At 71.2% G+C, this 17,012-nt stretch carries 15 protein-coding genes and 3 tRNA genes; 11 read left to right on the top strand and 7 right to left on the bottom strand.

Features of this window, described 5'->3' with window-relative positions; all coding sequences use genetic code 11:
• Nucleotides 1-238: 238 nt before the first annotated feature.
• A complete protein-coding gene (locus tag HNR23_RS14355; protein ID WP_184076054.1) occupies nt 239-1,297 on the bottom strand; it encodes a M48 family metallopeptidase in 1,059 nt (352 codons plus the stop codon).
• Nucleotides 1,298-1,781: 484 nt separating this feature from the next.
• Here HNR23_RS14355 and nadD point away from each other — a divergent pair, with 484 nt between their 5' ends.
• The 4 genes from nadD (at nt 1,782) to HNR23_RS14335 (ending at nt 3,798) form a co-directional block, all read left to right on the top strand.
• The gene (gene nadD / locus HNR23_RS14350) at nt 1,782-2,435 is read left to right on the top strand and encodes a nicotinate-nucleotide adenylyltransferase (protein ID WP_184076053.1); all 654 of its coding nucleotides are present in this window, start codon (nt 1,782-1,784) and stop codon (nt 2,433-2,435) included.
• A gap of 27 nt (nt 2,436-2,462) precedes the next feature.
• Nucleotides 2,463-2,858: a ribosome silencing factor gene (gene rsfS / locus HNR23_RS14345; protein ID WP_184076052.1), complete on the top strand. Its 396-nt coding sequence runs from the start codon at nt 2,463-2,465 to the stop codon at nt 2,856-2,858.
• 133 nt (nt 2,859-2,991) lie between these two features.
• On the top strand, nt 2,992-3,618 hold the full coding sequence (locus HNR23_RS14340; RefSeq protein ID WP_184076051.1) for a histidine phosphatase family protein: 627 nt from the start codon (nt 2,992-2,994) through the stop codon (nt 3,616-3,618).
• 107 nt (nt 3,619-3,725) lie between these two features.
• Nucleotides 3,726-3,798: transfer RNA gene (locus HNR23_RS14335), tRNA-Ala, on the top strand.
• 88 nt (nt 3,799-3,886) lie between these two features.
• Here HNR23_RS14335 and HNR23_RS14330 read toward each other — a convergent pair.
• Complete coding sequence (locus HNR23_RS14330; protein WP_343070757.1) at nt 3,887-5,656, bottom strand: ABC transporter ATP-binding protein; 1,770 nt, start codon at nt 5,654-5,656, stop codon at nt 3,887-3,889.
• 163 nt (nt 5,657-5,819) lie between these two features.
• Between HNR23_RS14330 and HNR23_RS14325 the strand changes: the two genes are divergently transcribed.
• Nucleotides 5,820-6,410, top strand: coding sequence for a TetR/AcrR family transcriptional regulator (locus tag HNR23_RS14325; protein ID WP_221308116.1), 591 nt, complete (start codon nt 5,820-5,822; stop codon nt 6,408-6,410).
• A gap of 82 nt (nt 6,411-6,492) precedes the next feature.
• Here HNR23_RS14325 and HNR23_RS14320 read toward each other — a convergent pair whose 3' ends face one another.
• Nucleotides 6,493-6,786 (bottom strand): GroES family chaperonin, encoded by a 294-nt coding sequence (locus tag HNR23_RS14320; protein ID WP_184080324.1) that lies wholly within the window; start codon nt 6,784-6,786, stop codon nt 6,493-6,495.
• Nucleotides 6,787-6,946: 160 nt separating this feature from the next.
• Here HNR23_RS14320 and HNR23_RS14315 point away from each other — a divergent pair.
• From HNR23_RS14315 to HNR23_RS14295, 5 genes are all read left to right on the top strand, one after another.
• Nucleotides 6,947-7,019, top strand: a tRNA-Ala gene (locus HNR23_RS14315).
• A gap of 156 nt (nt 7,020-7,175) precedes the next feature.
• Nucleotides 7,176-7,248: transfer RNA gene (locus tag HNR23_RS14310), tRNA-Ala, on the top strand.
• 319 nt (nt 7,249-7,567) lie between these two features.
• The gene (locus HNR23_RS14305; protein ID WP_184076050.1) at nt 7,568-8,905 is read left to right on the top strand and encodes a hypothetical protein; all 1,338 of its coding nucleotides are present in this window, start codon (nt 7,568-7,570) and stop codon (nt 8,903-8,905) included.
• Nucleotides 8,906-8,998: 93 nt separating this feature from the next.
• Nucleotides 8,999-9,790 (top strand): DUF427 domain-containing protein, encoded by a 792-nt coding sequence (locus HNR23_RS14300; protein ID WP_184076049.1) that lies wholly within the window; start codon nt 8,999-9,001, stop codon nt 9,788-9,790.
• Between the two features lie 84 nt (nt 9,791-9,874).
• Complete coding sequence (locus HNR23_RS14295) at nt 9,875-11,935, top strand: ATP-dependent DNA helicase (protein WP_343070563.1); 2,061 nt, start codon at nt 9,875-9,877, stop codon at nt 11,933-11,935.
• Nucleotides 11,936-12,013: 78 nt separating this feature from the next.
• Here HNR23_RS14295 and HNR23_RS14290 read toward each other — a convergent pair whose 3' ends face one another.
• The 4 genes from HNR23_RS14290 to HNR23_RS14275 form a co-directional block, all read right to left on the bottom strand.
• On the bottom strand, nt 12,014-12,538 hold the full coding sequence (locus HNR23_RS14290; protein WP_184076048.1) for a DUF6315 family protein: 525 nt from the start codon (nt 12,536-12,538) through the stop codon (nt 12,014-12,016).
• A gap of 173 nt (nt 12,539-12,711) precedes the next feature.
• Nucleotides 12,712-13,878 carry an AI-2E family transporter gene (locus HNR23_RS14285; RefSeq protein WP_246421749.1) on the bottom strand — a complete coding sequence of 389 codons (1,167 nt, stop codon included), beginning with the start codon at nt 13,876-13,878 and terminating at the stop codon, nt 12,712-12,714.
• Between the two features lie 93 nt (nt 13,879-13,971).
• On the bottom strand, nt 13,972-14,319 hold the full coding sequence (locus HNR23_RS14280) for a hypothetical protein (RefSeq protein ID WP_184076047.1): 348 nt from the start codon (nt 14,317-14,319) through the stop codon (nt 13,972-13,974).
• A gap of 138 nt (nt 14,320-14,457) precedes the next feature.
• Nucleotides 14,458-15,237 (bottom strand): aspartate/glutamate racemase family protein, encoded by a 780-nt coding sequence (locus tag HNR23_RS14275; RefSeq protein WP_184076046.1) that lies wholly within the window; start codon nt 15,235-15,237, stop codon nt 14,458-14,460.
• A 323-nt stretch (nt 15,238-15,560) separates the two neighbouring features.
• Between HNR23_RS14275 and HNR23_RS14270 the strand changes: the two genes are divergently transcribed.
• Complete coding sequence (locus HNR23_RS14270) at nt 15,561-16,985, top strand: FAD-binding protein (RefSeq protein ID WP_184076045.1); 1,425 nt, start codon at nt 15,561-15,563, stop codon at nt 16,983-16,985.
• Nucleotides 16,986-17,012 lie beyond the last annotated feature (27 nt).

Raw genomic sequence — 17,012 nt, 5'->3', positions numbered from 1 at the left:
TGCTCATGGACCTGCTCGAACTACAGCCGTGGAGCGGGGTTTCCTAACAACCGCGCGCGACCGGACGCCAATATCCGGGCGCACTCGCTCGGTGAGGAATCGCAGTGCACGGTGATCTACCTGATCGTGGACCACCTGGAGCTCGTCGAGATTCTGCGGATCATATGGGTCGACTAGAGCCGTCGGCCGCGAAAATGCGCGGGGCGGGCGCGCGGAGCGTCGCCCGCCCCGGCGTCGGTCAGGAACCGGTCGACGATGAGTTCCCGTCCCGGCGGCCGGCGCTCTTCCAGCGGTCGGCGACCGTGTCGAAGAGCTTGCCGCCCGCGCTGGCCGCGCTTCCGGCGACGTCGCGCAGGGTGCCGAGCAGCGGGTCGCTGGTCCGCTCCCAGGATTCCTTGTAGTAGTTGGCGGCGCTCTTGGCCTCCTCGCCGACCGAGGCGTCCTTGTCGGTGTCCCGGCGCGGATAGTCCCCGGCGATGACGCGGCGGTAGGACCCGTCCTTGATCCAGGCGTCCAGCTCGGCCATCCGGACCACGGCGAACGGGTGCGTCTGCCCCATCAGGCTGAGTAGCTTGATCAGGCTGTCGCGGGCGTCGCCGCCCTCCCTGTACTCCTTGGCCTGCTCCAGGAAGGCGTCGGGGTTCATCTCGGCGAGCCGGGACCCGCCGGCGAGCTTCATCAGCGCGCGCTTGGCGGCTTCGGGGTCCTGCGCGGCGAGCAGCCCGGCGCGGTCGCAGGACAGCTCGGACTTGCGGTACCACTCCTCCAGGGCCGTGACGATCGCGCGCAGGCCGATGTAGCCCAGCGGGATCCAGGCGACCCGCGCGGCGAGGTTGATCAGCGCCAGGAGCATGGTCCGGTAGACGGCGTGGCCGGACAGGATGTGGCCGACCTCGTGGCCCACGACGAACCGCTGCTCCTCGGCGTCGAGGAGGTCGAACAGCCCGGTGGTCATGACGATGAACGGCTTCTGGCTGCCGATCGCCATGGCGTTGGGCTTCGGGTTCATCTGGATGTAGAGCTCGGGTACTTCGTCCAGGTCGAGGACGTAGGCGGCGTCCCGGACGTAGTTGTAGACCTCCGGGAACTGCTGTTCGCTCACCCGCACCGAGCTGGAGAGGAACATCAGCCGCAGGGCCCGTTCGTTGAACAGTCCGGAGAGCTTCTTGAAGACCTCGTCGAACCCCCGCAGCGACCGCAGCGCGACCAGCGCGCCTCGGTCGGCAGGATGCTCGTAGGCCCGGGAACTGATGTTTTCGAGGCGGACGCGGGCGCGTTCTGGCGAGTTCGTGGACATGTCGGCACTCTATGCGGACAGCTTTCCGATGTCGAGATATGACGCGAAAGCGATCGAGTGAGCGGAGTCGTCGGTCCCGTGTGGCCGGAGGCCTGTGTGGGTCGGCGGCGGAGCGAGGGAGGAGTTTGAGCGCACGGGGGGTGTGTCGCGAAAGCGATCGAGTGAGCGGAGTCGTCGGTCCCGTGTGGCCGGAGGCCTGTGTGGGTCGGCGGCGGAGTGAGGGAGGAGTTTGAGCGCGCGGGGGGTGTGTCGCGAAAGCGATCGAGTGAGCGGAGTCGTCGGTCCCGTGTGGCCGGAGGCCTGTGTGGGTCGGCGGCGGAGTGAGGGAGGAGTTTGAGCGCACGGGGAGCGTGAGCGCGCAGGGGCACTGCGGGAATTTCGGGGGGTGCCCCGGGTAGGGCTGGGAGTGAGAGCCGGGCGAGTCGGTTAATCTCGGCGTTGGTTGACGAAATCCGGCATCGGGGATGAAACGGGAGCGGTCAAGGTGCCGAACGAAACAGCGAACGCACGAGGCACAGCCCGGGGGCTGGGCGCACGCCCCGGCCGTGTGGGCATCATGGGCGGCACGTTCGACCCGATCCACCACGGCCACCTCGTGGCGGCCAGTGAGGTCGCTCACCTCTTCCACCTGGACGAGGTGGTGTTCGTGCCCACCGGGCAGCCCTACCAGAAGGACCTGTCCAAGGTGGCCTCGGCCGAGGACCGCTACCTGATGACGGTCATCGCCACCGCGGAAAACCCGCAGTTCCGGGTCAGCCGCATCGAGATCGACCGCGAGGGCCCCACCTACACCCTCGACACCCTGCGCGAGATGCGCGCTATGTACGGCCCCGACGTCGAGCTGTTCTTCATCACCGGGGCCGACGCACTGGGCGCTATCCTGAGCTGGCACAACGTCGATGAACTCTTCGATCTCGCGCATTTCGTAGGCTGTAACCGTCCCGGACACCGGCTCACCGACACCGGACTTCCCGACGGCAAGGTCAGCCTGGTGGAGATTCCGGCACTGGCGATCTCCTCGACGGAGTGCCGGGAGCGCGTCCGCAAGGGCGAACCGATCTGGTACCTGGTGCCCGACGGTATCGTCCGCTATATCAACAAGACCGGGCTCTATCTCGACGACCACATGTCGGGATAGCGGCCCAGGGGAGGCAGCTGCTACATCGTGACCGCCACGGACAGGGCCGTCGAGCTCGTGAACATCGCCGCGGAGGCCGCGGCGGACAAACTCGCCCAGGAGATCATCGCCTACGACGTCAGCGACCAGCTGGTCATCACCGATGCGTTCGTCCTGTGCTCCGCCCCCAACGATCGCCAGGTGCGGGCCGTCGTCGACGAGGTCGAGGACCGGCTGCGTGAGGCCGGAGCCAAGCCGGTGCGCCGGGAGGGGGAGCGCGACGGCCGCTGGGTGCTCCTGGACTACACCGACATCGTGGTCCACGTACAGCACGAGGAGGAGCGCGGGCACTACGGCCTTGAGCGGCTGTGGAAGGACTGCCCGGAGATCAAGCTGCCCGAGACGGCCAAGGGGCAGAGCCGCTCCGCCGGCGACGCCTCCTGACCCCCGCCCCCTGATACCCCCTCTTCGATGATCTCGGGAGTACGGTCCGGATCGACGGTGATCCGGACCGCACCCCCCGAGACCATCGAAGAGGAGGCCGGTATCGTCCCGACCGACCGCTGAGAGGCAGCCCGTGCCCGAGACCCGCCGTATCGTCTGCTGGCGCCATGGCCAGACCACCTGGAACGTCGAGAAGCGGTTCCAGGGGCAGACCGACATCCCGCTCAACGAGGTGGGCGAGGCGCAGGCGCGTGAAGCGGCGGCGCTGCTGGCCGCGATGCGGCCGGACGCGATCGTCGCCTCCGACCTTCGGCGCGCCGCGGTCACCGCGCAGTGCTTGGCGGAGCGGACCGGCCTGGAGGTCGAGTACGACAAGGGGCTGCGGGAGCGCTTCGGCGGCTCCTGGGAGGGGCTGACCACGGCCGAGATCCGCGAGCGCTGGCCCGAGCACGACGCCCGGATGGACATCCCGGACGGCGAGGATGTCCTCGCCGTCGGGGAGCGGGTGCACGAGGCCGCCCTGCGCGGGCTGGAGCGGGTCCCGGAGCACGGGCTGCTGGTCGTGGTCGGCCACGGGGCCGCCCTGCGGTCCGGGATCAGCCGGATGCTCGGCCTGCCGCCGGAGCTGCGCCAGGTCCTCGGCCCGCTCGGCAACTGCTCGTGGTCGGTACTGGGGCCGCTGCGTGTGGGCGGCTGGCGGCTGCTGGAGCACAACGCGGCCAGCCTGCCGGAGGGGCGCGTCCTCAGCGACGACCGCTGATCCCGCGAGCGCTCGACGCCCGGGCGCCGCTGAATCCGTTTCGACGAAAACGCCGGATTCCGCTATTGTTCTGGGAGTCGGCGGAGCTGATCCGACGACTCCCACCAGGGGCTATGGCGCAGTTGGTAGCGCGCTTCCATGGCATGGAAGAGGTCTGGGGTTCGAATCCCCATAGCTCCACACGACAGCGGGGCGGCCCGGAGCGAGTGAGACTCGCTCGCCGGGCCGCCCCGCTTTTTCGTACCGGCGGACCCGCGCCCGTCTCCGGTCACGCCGTGGGCGGGCCGTCGGCGGCCGAGGCGAGCACGGCGGTGTCGCCCCGCTGCTCGATGCGCAGCGCCTCCACCAGCTCCCGGTAGAGCGTGTCGGCGTGCAGCAGCTCCTCGTGCGTGCCTGCGGCGCGCACCCCTCCGGACTCCATGACGATGATCCGGTCGGCGTTGATGACGGTGGACAGCCGGTGCGCGATGGTCACCACCGCCGCGTGCCGGGAGTGCCGGTGCACGCTCTCGGTGACGGCCGCCTCGGTGATCGCATCCACCTGCGCGGTCGCCTCGTCCAGCAGCAGGACCTCCGGCGTCGCCAGCAGCGCGCGGGCCAGGGCGACGCGCTGGCGCTGGCCGCCGGAGAGCGACTGGGTGTCCAGCCTGGTGTCCAGGCCGTCGGGCAGGGCGGAGACCTTCTCGGCCAGCCGCACCTCGCCGAGTACCCGCCACAGCTCGTCCTCACCCGTTGTCGGTGCGCTGAACACCAGGTTCTCCCGGATGGTGCCGGGCACCACCGGGGTGTCCTGCTCCACATAGGCGAACCGGCCGCGTACCTCGGCGGGGGAGAGCCCGTCGTAGGGCGTCCCGTTCAGCAGCAGCCGCCCGCTCTCCGGTTCCAGGAAGCGCAGCAGCAGCGAGAACACGGTGGTCTTGCCCGCTCCGGACGGGCCGACGATGGCGGTGTGCCCGGTCGCGGGGATCGCCAGATCCACGTCGGTGACCGCGGGCCGGTCCCCGGGCGTGTAACGGGCGGTGACCCCGCGCAGTTCGAGCAGGGCGGACGCGGGCGATGCCTGTGCCTTCGCGGCCCGTGCACGGTCCGGCGTGCCCGTCGGCGCCGGCTCCGCCGGCAGTGCCTCGACCTCGCGGATACGCCGGGCCGCGGCGAGGCCGGACTGCAGCCCGGTGACGTTCTGGGAGAGCTCGGTGACCGGACCCATCAGGGTGAAGGCGTACAGCAGGAACGCGATCAGGGTGGAGACCTCGATCTGGCCGGAGGCCACGCGCAGCGCGCCGACGCCCAGGATCGCGATGATCGCCAGCTGGATGCCGGCGTAGGCCACGGTCCAGGCCAGGGCCTCGCGGCGGACCGAGCGCACGCCGTGCCGGGCCGCCTCGTGGGCGTCGGCCAGCACCGCGTCGCCCATGCGCCCCTCGGCCCGGCTCACCTTCACCGTGCGGATGGCGCGCAGTGTGCCCTCCAGGACGCCGCCCATGCGGCCGAGCGCCGACTGGGCCTGTTCCTGGGCGCGGGCGATCATCGGCATCAGGGTCAGGAAGATCACGGTGACCACGACCACCGCGCCGATCGTGACGCTCAGCAGGACGAGGTCGAGCACGCCCATCAGGATCAGCGTCCCGGCGAGCAGGATGACCCCGTTGACCAGGCCGATGATGCTGGAGGACGCGGCCTCGCGCAGCAGCAGGGTGTCGGAGGTGACGCGGGTGACCAGCTCACCGGCGGGGCGCCGGGACAGTGGAAAGAGTGCGGCACGCAGGTAGCGGTCGACCAGGGAGGTGCGGGCGTCGAGCACGATCCGCTCGGCGACGGTGCCGATGAGCGTCCACTGCCACAGGCCGAGGCCGGCGCCGACCACGAGCAGTGCGACCAGGAGCGCGATCGGCCCGGTGAGGTCGGCGGACCCGGAGACGGTGTCCAGAACGAGTTTGATCACCATCGGCGTGGCCAGTTCCAGGGCCGAGCCGAGGAGGGCGAGGACGAGCCCGAGTGCGAGGGCGGCCCGGTGGGGGCGGACGAACGACCACAGCACGCGCATCGGGGCGAAGCGGGGGGGTGCGATCGACGCGTCGGTATCGCCCGATTGTGGTTTCTCTTCGGACGGTATGGCATCATTCATGATTAAAAGTAGGTCATAGATGACCGATTTTTGTCAACTGGATACCCGTCATCCCCTCTCGACCTAGGATGTGCGCATGGTGGTGAAGAACGAACCGGTGGCCGGGCAGTCCAGGACTCGGGCGCGGACACGGCGCGCGATTCTGGACGCCGCGGTCCTGGTGCTGGGTCAGGACGCGTCCGCGACGATGTCAGCGGTGGCGGAGCGGGCCGGGGTGGCGCGCAGCACGCTGCAGCGCTACTTCCCCGACCGCGAGAGCCTGACCTCGGCGTTGGCGGAGTACGCCACCGAGCGGATACACGAGGCGGTGCGCAGCGCCCGGATCGGGGATGGGACGGCCGCCGAGGCACTCAACCGCTTGGTGTCGGAGTACTTCGACACCTATGAACTGGTGTTCCTCGCCTTCACGAGCGATGACGACTGGGCCGCGAGCGCGGATGACGAGCCCGACGAGAGCGACGCGGCGCTCGCCGAGCTGGTCGAGCGCGGGCACGCCGACGGCACCATCGACCCGCGGCTCTCCCCGGCGTGGATGGGGCAGTTCGTGTGGGCGATGCTGTACGCCGCCGGGATGCATGTCAGAAGCGGTGCCGCGGCCAAGCACGAGGCGCTGACGCAGTGCCTCTACACGCTCCGTAAGGCCGTGGCCGTCCCGGAAACGTCCTGAGGGAGGGGCCGGGGGAGCGGCGGCGCCGCCCGCCGGTCGGGGAGTGCGCGGAGGCGCGGTGCCGGAGTCGTCGCGGGCGCGGTCAGAGGTAGAGCCCGGTGCCCTGGGAGGGGTGTTCGCTGGCGATCGCGTGCACGTCGCGCTCGCGGAGGACGAGGTAGCGCTCCGCCTGGAGCTCGACCTCGTGCTGGTCCTCGGGGTTGAACAGCACCCGGTCGCCGGTCTTGACGTGCCTGGCTCCCGTGCCCGCTCCGCAGACCTCGCCCCAGACGAGGCGGGTCGCCATCTTCACGGTGTCCGGAATGACCAGACCGGCGCTGCTGCGCCGCTCTCCTTTTTCCGGGGCCTCGCGCACGAGCAGGCGGTCGTGGAGCATCTGGATCTCAAGCTTTGATTCGGACACTCCTCAAGCTTATTCCGACTCAACCCGTGGCGGTGAGCAGGCGGCCTGCGCAGAGCTGGCGCGAACACCCCCGCGGGTCCGGTAGAGTCGTGGTGTCGCCGAGGCCGAGAGGCCGCAGGGCGGCGGAGGTCCAGGGGCTATGGCGCAGTTGGTAGCGCGCTTCCATGGCATGGAAGAGGTCTGGGGTTCGAATCCCCATAGCTCCACGTCGCGAACCGCTTCCGGGTGAACCGGGGGCGGTTTTCCCGTTCCGTATGCCGAGTGTGCCGGTCCGTCGGCCGCGGAGCCGGGCCGGGAGAGCGCGGTGCCGAGTACCGGTCCCCGTGCCCGCACGGGTCCGATATACTCGCAGACGTCTCCACGGGGCTATGGCGCAGTTGGTAGCGCGCTTCCATGGCATGGAAGAGGTCTGGGGTTCGAATCCCCATAGCTCCACGTTTCGGAAGGTCCCGCAGCTGTCGGCTGCGGGACCTTTTCTCGTCCTCGACGGTGAGCTGGCCGATACCGGCCGCAGCGTGAACCTTCACCGACGGCCCCCGCCCCCAGCACGGGCACACCCGGTGCCACCTGCGATGGCGACGCCGACGGCCGCGCCCGCCCCGGGCGGCGGGCCCCGGTTCCGCCGTGGCGGCGGACCACCGCCGCGGCTTCCCCACCCATGACTGCCCTTATCGCGCGGTCCATGGGAATGTAGGTTCGACGACGGTCCCTCGGGAGTCCCCCGGACCGCTCAGCGCCCTGAAAAAGGACGATCGTGACTGCGAGTTCCCCCACGCCGCACCGTCGGCTGATCGCGGTAGGTAGCGCGATCACCGCCGCGGGCGCGCTGACGCTCGCCGGAGCGCTTCCGGCCCTTGCCGCCTCCGCCTTCTCCCCCATCGGCGCCGACCCTGCCGGAGCGCACTACGCCGCGGCGCGCATCGCGGCGGTCGAGTGGTGCGTCCAGGGCGTCATCGGCGACGTCGACACCGACCGCGCCGGCGGGGACGACACCGCGGACTGGTCGCGCGACGCCGACAGGATCGGTGCCGCGCCGCACTTCCGCATCCCCCCGGGCACGGCGCACAGCGCGGTCACCCGCGCCGAGGACGGCCTGACCGCCGTCGCGGCCGTCACCGACCTGCGCTTCACCCCCGACTGCGGCCCCTTCGCCGTCCCCGATGACAGCGGCGGGGAGCACGTCCCCACCGCCTTCCAGGACACCGACACGGTCGCCGTGGGGTACGCGGAGGCCTCCGCCTCCTGGTCCCAGGAGGAGGGGGCGCGGGCGCGCATCGCCGTCGAGGGCCTGGAGATCCTGGGAGAGCCCGTGGACCTCGGGGAGGGCCCCTACCGCGACGGCTTCACCGAGGAGGGCGACGACGGCGACTCCGTGCGGGTGGAGGTCACCGCCGAGCGGTACGTCACCGAGGTGGACGAGGGGGTGCCGCACGGCTCCGGCCCCGGCGCCGCGGCCGCCCCCGGTACCGCCAACGCCTGGCTGGCCATCCGATTCGACGTCGCCTGGCTGGACCGGGACGGAGAGCCCACCGACACCGTCGCCTACCGGCTGGACCTCGCCCAGGCCGGGGTGCACAGCGCGGCCCCGCCCACCGGCCCGGCCGACGGCGGCGCGACCCGCGGGGGCGGTTCCCACACCCCCGCGGGCGAGGATGCCGGAAGCACGGGCGGCGGCGGGGCCACCGGTGCCTCGGAACCCCCGGTGTTCAGCGGAAACCCTACGCCCGAACCCGACCCGCAGCCGGCACCTCCGCCGCCCGGCCGCGGAGCCGACGTGTCGCCCGCGCCCGAAACGCCCAGGGGGCCGGAACCGAGTCCGCGGCCGCGGTCCCCGTCCTCGGCCTCCGCGTCGGCACCGCCGCAGGTAACGGGCGCGCCGCCCTCGCCCCGGCCGTCCCCCACGGTCGCCCAACCCGTGCTGCCGGCACCGACGCCTCCCGTTTCCGACAGCGGGGGCTCGGACCGGCTGCCCATCACCGGCAGCGCCCTCTTCGGACTGGTCGGCAGCGGCCTGGTCGCCCTCGGCGGCGGCAGCGCGGCCATCTACCTGGGGCGCGCCCGCAAGGCCGGGATCGACGGCGACGACGTCTGACATCACCACGCGGCGGTGCCTCACGGGGTGAGATCGCCCCGGTCGGGGCATGACCACCCTGGAAGCATCCGATCCGATGAGGGGATGACGGGGATGTCACTCACCATCGGCGCCGGGCCGCTCGCCTCCGGCGCACCCAAGACCGTCAACTACACCATCGACTCACCGCGGCACTCGCTGTTCATGGAGCCGTTCCCGCGCCGCGTCCGGGCCGAGGTCGCCGGGCGGACGGTACTCGACTCCGACCGCGGCTACCTGCTGCACGAGACCAACCTGCTGCCCGTGCTCTACGTCCCCGACGACGACATCCGCCAGGGCCTGCTGCGGCCCAGCGACCACACCACGCACTGCCCGTTCAAGGGGGACGCCGCCTACCGGCACATCACCGTGGGCGAGCGGTTCGTGCGCGATGCGGTGTGGTCCTACCCGGAGGCCCGGGAGGAGGCCTACTGGCTGCGCGGCCTGGCCGCGGTGGCCTGGGACGCCGCCGACGCCTGGTTCGACGAGGACGAGCGCGTCCACGGCCATCTCCGCGACCCCTACCACCGGGTCGACACCCGCCGCTCCTCCACACTGGTCCGGATCTCGGTGGGCGAGGCGGTCGTCGCGCTGTCGGCCAACCCCGTGGTGCTCTCCGAGACCGGGCTGCCCAACCGCCACTACCTGCCGCCGGACGACGTGCGCCGCGAGTTCCTCACCCCCAGCACCACCCGCACCTACTGCCCGTACAAGGGCGGGGCGTCCTACTGGAACATCCGAGTCGGCGACCGGGAGATCGCCGACGCCGCCTGGAGCATCCCGAACCCGCTGAAGGACGGCCACGACGTGCGCGACCACTTCTGCTTCCTGCACGACGAGGTCACCACCACGCTCGAACGGGCGTGACCGCCCGGCACCCTGTGGCGGGGCGGTCCGAGGATCTGTGGAGGGTCGGCACGCCCGTCCCCGCCGGGCACTACATTTGACGGCGTGGCTGAGATCCCCGACGTCGAAACCCTGTTGGACGCCGCCGTGCGCGCGCTCGGCGGCACCCGCCGCGACGGCCAGGTGACCATGGCCGCGGCGGTCGACGCGGCCATCACGGCCGAGGAGCACCTGGTGGTGCAGGCCGGAACCGGCACCGGCAAGTCCCTGGCCTACCTGGTCCCCGCCGTCCACCATGCGCTGCGCACCGACACCACCGTGGTCGTCTCCACCGCCACCATCGCCCTGCAGCGCCAGCTCATCGAGCGCGACCTGCCGCGCCTCGCCGAGGCGCTGGCGCCGCTGCTCGGCCGCGAGCCCACGTTCGCCATCCTCAAGGGGCGGCGCAACTACCTGTGCCGGCAGCGCCTGCAGGGCGCCGACGCCGAGCCCGAGGACGCCGAGCTGTTCGACCCGCACCAGCTGTCCTCGCTGGGTCGCCAGGTCAAGCGGCTGCACGAGTGGGCCGAGGAGACCGTCACCGGCGACCGCGACGAACTGGTGCCCGGGGTCGGCGACCTCGCCTGGCGGCAGGTGTCGGTGTCGGCCAACGAGTGCGTGGGCGCCGCCGCCTGCGCGTTCGGCCAGGAGTGCTTCGCCGAGCAGGCCCGGGCCGACGCCGGCGGCGTCGACATCGTCGTCACCAACCACGCCATGCTCGCCATCGGCGCCATGCAGGGCTACCAGCTGCTGCCCGAGCACCGGGTCCTGGTGGTCGACGAGGCGCACGAGCTCACCGACCGCGTGACGTCGGTGGCCACCCGGGCGCTGGGCGAGCGGTCGGTGGGCGCCGCCGCCAAGCGTGCCGCGCGGCTGTGCGAGGAAGGGCTGACCGAGCGGCTGACCGAGACCGGCGAGGGCCTGGCCCTGATGTTCGCCGACATGGAGCCCGGCCGCATCGACCACATCGACGACGGCCTGGCCGGGGCGGTCGCGGGCGTCCGCGACGCCGCGCACACCTGCGTCACCGCGATCGGCCCCGCGAACGGCGAGCAGGATCCCGAGTCCGCGACCGCGCGCAAGCTCGCCTTGGCGGCGCTGGAGGAGGTGCACGACGCCGCCGTGGCCGTCCTGGAGTCGTTCGAGCCCCCGCTGCGCGACCGCCGCGACGTCGTGTGGCTGGCCAAGGGCGGCAAGCAGGCGCCGAGCCTTCACGTCGCCCCGCTGGGCGTCGGCGGGCTGCTGCGCGAGAAGCTGTGGGGTGACCGCACGGCGGTGTTGACCTCGGCCACGCTGTCCCTCGGCGGCTCCTTCGACACCCTGGCCATGCAGTGGGGCCTGGGGCGGCAGACCGTCCTGAACGCGTCGGGCACCGCCGCGGTGCCGGGCGTAGAGGAGCTGAACGGCACCGGGAGAGCCGAGCCGGACCCCACCTCGGCGGGTGAGCCGCGCTGGCGGGCGCTGGACGTCGGGTCGCCGTTCGACCACGCCCGCAGCGGGATCCTGTACGTCGCCAAGCACCTGCCGACCCCCGGCCGTGACGGCCTGGACCCCCGCTACATCGACGAGATCGCCGAGCTGATCGAGGCCTCCGGCGGCCGCACGCTCGGCCTGTTCTCGTCGATGCGCGCGGCCGCGCAGGCCGCCGAGGAGCTACGGGACCGGCTCGACTTCGAGATCCTGTGCCAGGGCGACGATTCCACCGGCCAGCTGGTCCGCCGCTTCGCCGAGGACGAGGCGTCCTGCCTGTTCGGCACCCTGTCGCTGTGGCAGGGGGTGGACGTCCCGGGACCGTCGTTGCAGCTGGTGATCGTGGACCGGATCCCGTTCCCGCGTCCCGACGACCCGCTGGCCTCGGCGCGGCAGCGCTCGGTGGGCGCGCACGGCGGCAACGGCTTCATGGCCGTGGCCGCCACTCACGCGGCACTGCTGCTGGCCCAGGGCACCGGGCGGCTGCTGCGCTCCATGGACGACCGCGGCGTGGTCGCGGTCCTCGACCCCCGCCTGGCCACCGCCCGTTACGGCGGCTTCCTGCGCGCCTCACTGCCGCCCTACTGGGGCACGAGCGATCCGGACGTCGCCCGCGCCGCCCTGCGCCGCCTCGCGGCGGCCCCCGCCCTGCGGTGATCACGGGAACGGGTGTCGGGCCGAGCGGAACCGTCGGGTGCCGGTCCATGGCCATCGTCGGCCAGGGTACGGACGGCGCTACCGGCGCACCCGGTAGCCGAACAGACGGACGGCGTAGCCGGGGGAGTCGTCCTCGGCGGGCTGGATGTACCAGCGGTCGTCGTTGTCGCCGATGGACAGCTCGTTCCAGATCATGTCGATGAGTTTGAGCCGGGCCACCACCGAGGACTCCGGGTCGAGCACGATGGCGTACGAGCGGTCGGAAAGCCGCTGGGTGACCATTCCCACCGGCTGGCCGTCCCAGATCGCCGGAACGGGAGCGTGGCCGATGTCGATCCCGCACAGCCGCAGCTGCTCGACCTCCTCGTCGAGGGCTTCGGCCGCGAGGGCGTCGTCGAGTTTGAGTGCGTCCTCCAGCTCGTCGCGGTCGTCGTCGCCGCGAAGGTAGGCGTGGTCGGTCCGGCGTCCGCAGGACCGGCACACCCGTCGGACCACGCAGCGCGCGAGGCCGTACGCGGACTGTGCTTCCCCGATGCCGTTATGTGCGCTGACCTGACGGATTGCGCCACATTCGCAGCACAGGGCGGTGAGATCCCGCTTCATCCTTTCACTCCCCCTCCCCAGGGAGTATGCGACGGGAACCCCCCGTGAGGGAACCGATTGGCCGAAGGAGTTCTACAAACTGTCGTCATCAACGGCCAAAAAGCGGAGTCGCGGAAAGCTTTTTCGGCGCACCCCTGGAAACGCGGTGCCGTTGTGATGTAGATTGCGCCTTTTCACTCGGCACTATCGTTTTCCCTGGTCTCGCGGGTGTGCGCGCCGGTGCGTTCGGACGGCTTCTCCTCGGACCGCTCGGCCTCCGCCTCGACGGAGTCGAGCAGGGGGTGCTCGGCCACCTCGTAGCGCCGGATGTAGACGCCCAGGAAGGCCTGCAGGCTCGCCCCCACCGGCAGCGCCAGCAGTGCGCCGGGGGCTCCGAGGATGGCGGCGCCCGCGATGACGGCGCCGAATGCGACCGCGGGGTGCATGTCCAGGGTCCGGGCGGTGATCCTCGGTTGCAGCAGGTAGTTCTCGAACTGCTGGTAGAGGGTGATGAACAGGAGCAGCCACAGCGCGGCGAACGGACCGTGCAGCAGCGCGACCAGGACCGGCAGCGCGCCCCCGATATAGGTGCCGACGGTCGGGATGAACTGGGAGAACACACCGATCCACAGGGCCAGTGCGAAGGCGTAGGGGATGTCGAGCACGAGCAGCGCGGCGTAGTGCGCCCCGGACGAGATCAGCGCGAGCAGTGCACGGGAGTAGATGTAGCCGCCGGTCTTGGCGATGGCGATCTCCCAGGCGCGCAGCACCTCGCTCTGGGTGCGGGGCGGCAGTACCGAGCACAGGGTGCGGCGGAACCTCGGTCCGTCGGCAGTGAGGTAGAAGGTGAACAGCGCGATCGCCAGCCCGTTGAACAGCAGCGCCAGCACGGTGGTGCCGGCCGCCAGGGCGTTCTCGGCGGCGCTACTGGCGTAGCGCTCCAGCGTCCCGCTGAGGTCGGAGATCTCGTCCAGCAGCAGCACCGGGTCGAAGGAGGTGTTGAAGGTGGCGTTGACCCAGCGCAGCAGCGCCCTGCTCATCGCGGGCAGCTGGTTGACGAAGTCCAGCACCTGGCCGATGAGCATGGAGCCCAGCACCGTGACGAACAGCAGGAAGACGCTGAACGCGCCGAGCAGCACCACCCCGGTGGCCGGTCCTCGCGGCCAGCCGCGCTGGTGCAGCCAGTTCACCGCGGGTTCCAGGGCCAGCGCGAGGAACAGCGAGATCAGCAGCAGGATCAGCAGGCCGCGGAGCTGGAACAGCATCCAGCCGGCGATGCCGAAGCCGACCACGGTCCACACGGCGAGGATCATGGCGCGGGGCAGCCATCCGGGCATGCCGTTGGGGCCTGGGGCGCTCATGCGGAGCGACGACTTCCTTAATGGGGGACGGTGGTCAGGCCCGGCGGCAGGGGGCCGTGCGGAAGGGCAGGGGGTGCGAGCGGGAGCGGGCCGTCAGTCGTCCATGGACAGTCCGCGCTTGTTGCGGGCGGTCCACTCGCGCATCCGTCGCGGGTACCCCACGACCTGGACGTCGTACACGGGGGCGGCGAGGTTGCGGGCGACCTTGCGGATGACGTCGGGGGAGCCCACCCGGCGGCGGGTCCACTCGCCGTCGCTGGCTACGGCGACCGCGGTGGTGCTGGTGGCGAAGGTCTCGGGCTCGACGTAGAACTCCACACCGGTGCGGCTCTTGGCGAAGTCGATCAGGGCCTGCACGTCGGAGTCCTCGGCGGCGCGGTCGAACCGGGCATTGCTCTGCCGCTTGGCCTTGCGGAGTCCGAACCGGTCCAGCCATCCCATGTGCGCCGTGCTCCCCTTCCGAGTCGCCGTGCCCGACGCCGTGCGGCACCGGTCCGCCCGAGTCTATCCGTTCCCTTTTCCGCACAACGCGGGTGAGATCGCCCCGGGTTCCCGCCGGGGCGGGGAGTTTCCGTCGACTCAGACGCCCGAGCCCACGGGGGGCAGGGCCAGGGCCGCCCCCGCGGCATAGGCCAGGGCCGCTTCGGGCAGCTCACCGGGTCGGCCGCTGGCCAGCACGGTCACCGTGCCGGTGCGGGGGGCCTCGGGCGCGGGGGCGGCACCCATGCGGCGCAGGGTCTGCGCCGCGACGGCCGCGGCCGCGCTGAACAGTGCGGGACGCTGCCCCAGGGAGGCCGAGATCACCTCATCGACCAGGTCGTAGTGGGTGCAGGCGAGGGCGACGGACCGAACGTCGGCCGGTGTGCGCTCGGCCGCGCGCCCCACAGCCTCGGTGATGGCGGCCGGGTCCGCGCTCTCCACCGCCTCGGCGAGGCCGACGCAGGCCACCGGGGTGACGGTGTGCCCGGCGGCGAAGCGCTCGATGAGGTCGGCCTGGTACCGGCTGCGCGAGGTGGCCGCGGTGGACCAGACGGCGATCGGGCCGCCGTGGGCGGCGGCCGGCTTGACCGCGGGGACGGTGCCGATCACGGGGGTCTTCGGCTCGAACCGGGCACGCAGTGCGTCCAGTCCGTGCACGGAGGCGGTGTTGCAGGGCACCACGATCGCGTCGGGCGCGAAGGCGGCGGTGGCCTCGGCCCCGGCCAGTGCCCGTCCGATCACGTCGTCGGGGCGGCGCGGCCCCCACGGCATGTGGTCGGGGTCCATGGACAGGATCAGGTCGGCGTCCGGGCGGGCCGCGCGCAGCGCGGCGGCCGTGGACAGCATGCCGATGCCTGAGTCGACGAGGGAGATACGCACGTCAGCAGATGATAGGCGGTTCCGAAAGCTGCGCGGATAAATGGCGTGGATGTCGGGTCCTGTCCGCGCCACAATGATGGCGGGAACGTTACGTGGACAAGTGGTCGAGGGGGCACCGTGATCCGTGTTCCGTGTCACGCGCATTGGCGCGACCGGCGTTTTGCCATGTGGCCCGCGCGACGTGGGGTGTCACACGGAACAAGGACGGGGATGTCGGCGCTACTGATGGGTAGGCGTAGGCTGACCGACGGCTTGCGCCCATTCGGTGCGAACCGATGCACGACGCGGGCGCGAACAGCGTCCGAAGCGGGTGAATAGAGCGGGTGAACGTGATTCGTCAGCCTTCGCAACGAGATTTCGCCGAGCACGTCGAAGCCGTCCAGCGGCTGCGACGCGAGTACGCGGCACTGCCCCCAGGAGCCCCCGTGAGGTTGGCCAAACCGACCTCCAACCTCTTCCGCTTCCGCGACCCCGCGGCCACCCGTCCGCTCGACGTGGGCGCCTTCTCCTCGGTGCTCTCCGTCGACCCGGTCGAGCGGGTCGCCGAGGTCGGCGGCATGACCACCTATGAGGACCTGGTGAACGCCACCCTCCCGCACGGCCTGATGCCGCTGGTGGTGCCGCAACTACGCACCATCACGCTGGGCGGCGCGGTCACCGGGATGGGCATCGAGTCCTCCTCCTTCCGCAACGGGCTGCCGCACGAGTCGGTGCAGGAGATCGAGATCCTCACCGGCGCCGGTGACACCGTGGTGGCCCGGCGCGACAACGACCACCGCGACCTGTTCCACGGCTTCCCCAACTCCTATGGCACGCTGGGCTACTCGCTGCGGCTGCGCATCGAGCTGGAACCGGTCAAGCCCTTCGTCCACCTGCGCCACCTGCGCTTCGGCGACGCCAAGGAGGCCATGGACGCCTTCGCGCGGATCTGCGCCGACGCCGAGCACGACGGCGAGCCGGTGGATTTCGTCGACGGTGTCGCCTTCGGCCCGGGCGAGCTGTACCTGACCCTGGCCTCGTTCGTCGACAGCGCCCCCTGGGCCAGCGACTACACCGGCAACGACATCTACTACACGTCCATCCCGCGCTACGCCGGCACCGGTCCCGGCGACTACCTCACCGTCCACGACTACCTGTGGCGGTGGGACACCGACTGGTTCTGGTGCTCGCGCGCGTTCGGCGTGCAGAACCCGACCGTGCGCAGGTTCTGGCCGCGGTCGCTGAAGCGCTCCGACGTCTACCGCCGGCTGGTGGCGCTGGACCGGCGCACCGACTTCACCCGCCTGCTCGCCCACTACCGGGGCAAGCGGCAGTCGGAACCGCTGATCCAGGACATCGAGGTCGGCGTGGAGCGCGGAGCGGAGTTCCTCGACTTCTTCCAGTCCGAGATCGGCATGGCGCCGGTGTGGATGTGCCCGCTGCGGCTGCGGGAGAAGGCCGCACCCATCGCCGGGCGGCGGCACGTGTGGCCGCTGTACCCGCTGGAGCAGGACCGCCTCTACATCAACTTCGGCTTCTGGGGCATGGTCGAGATGAAGCCGGGGCAGCGCCGTGCCCACCACAACCGGCTGGTGGAGGAGGAGGTCGCCCGCCTCGACGGCCACAAGTCGCTGTACTCCGACGCGTTCTACACCGAGGAGGAGTTCTGGCGGCTCTACAACGGCGACGCGTACCGGGACCTGAAGCAGGCCTACGACCCCGACGGGCGGCTCTTGGACCTCTACGCGAAATGTGTCGGCAACAAGTGAATCGCGGGACCGTGTCCGGGGGAGCGG

This window comes from Nocardiopsis mwathae (genome assembly GCF_014201195.1).
Lineage (GTDB): Bacteria > Actinomycetota > Actinomycetes > Streptosporangiales > Streptosporangiaceae > Nocardiopsis_C > Nocardiopsis_C mwathae.
This window is presented reverse-complemented; position numbering and strand designations above follow the sequence as displayed.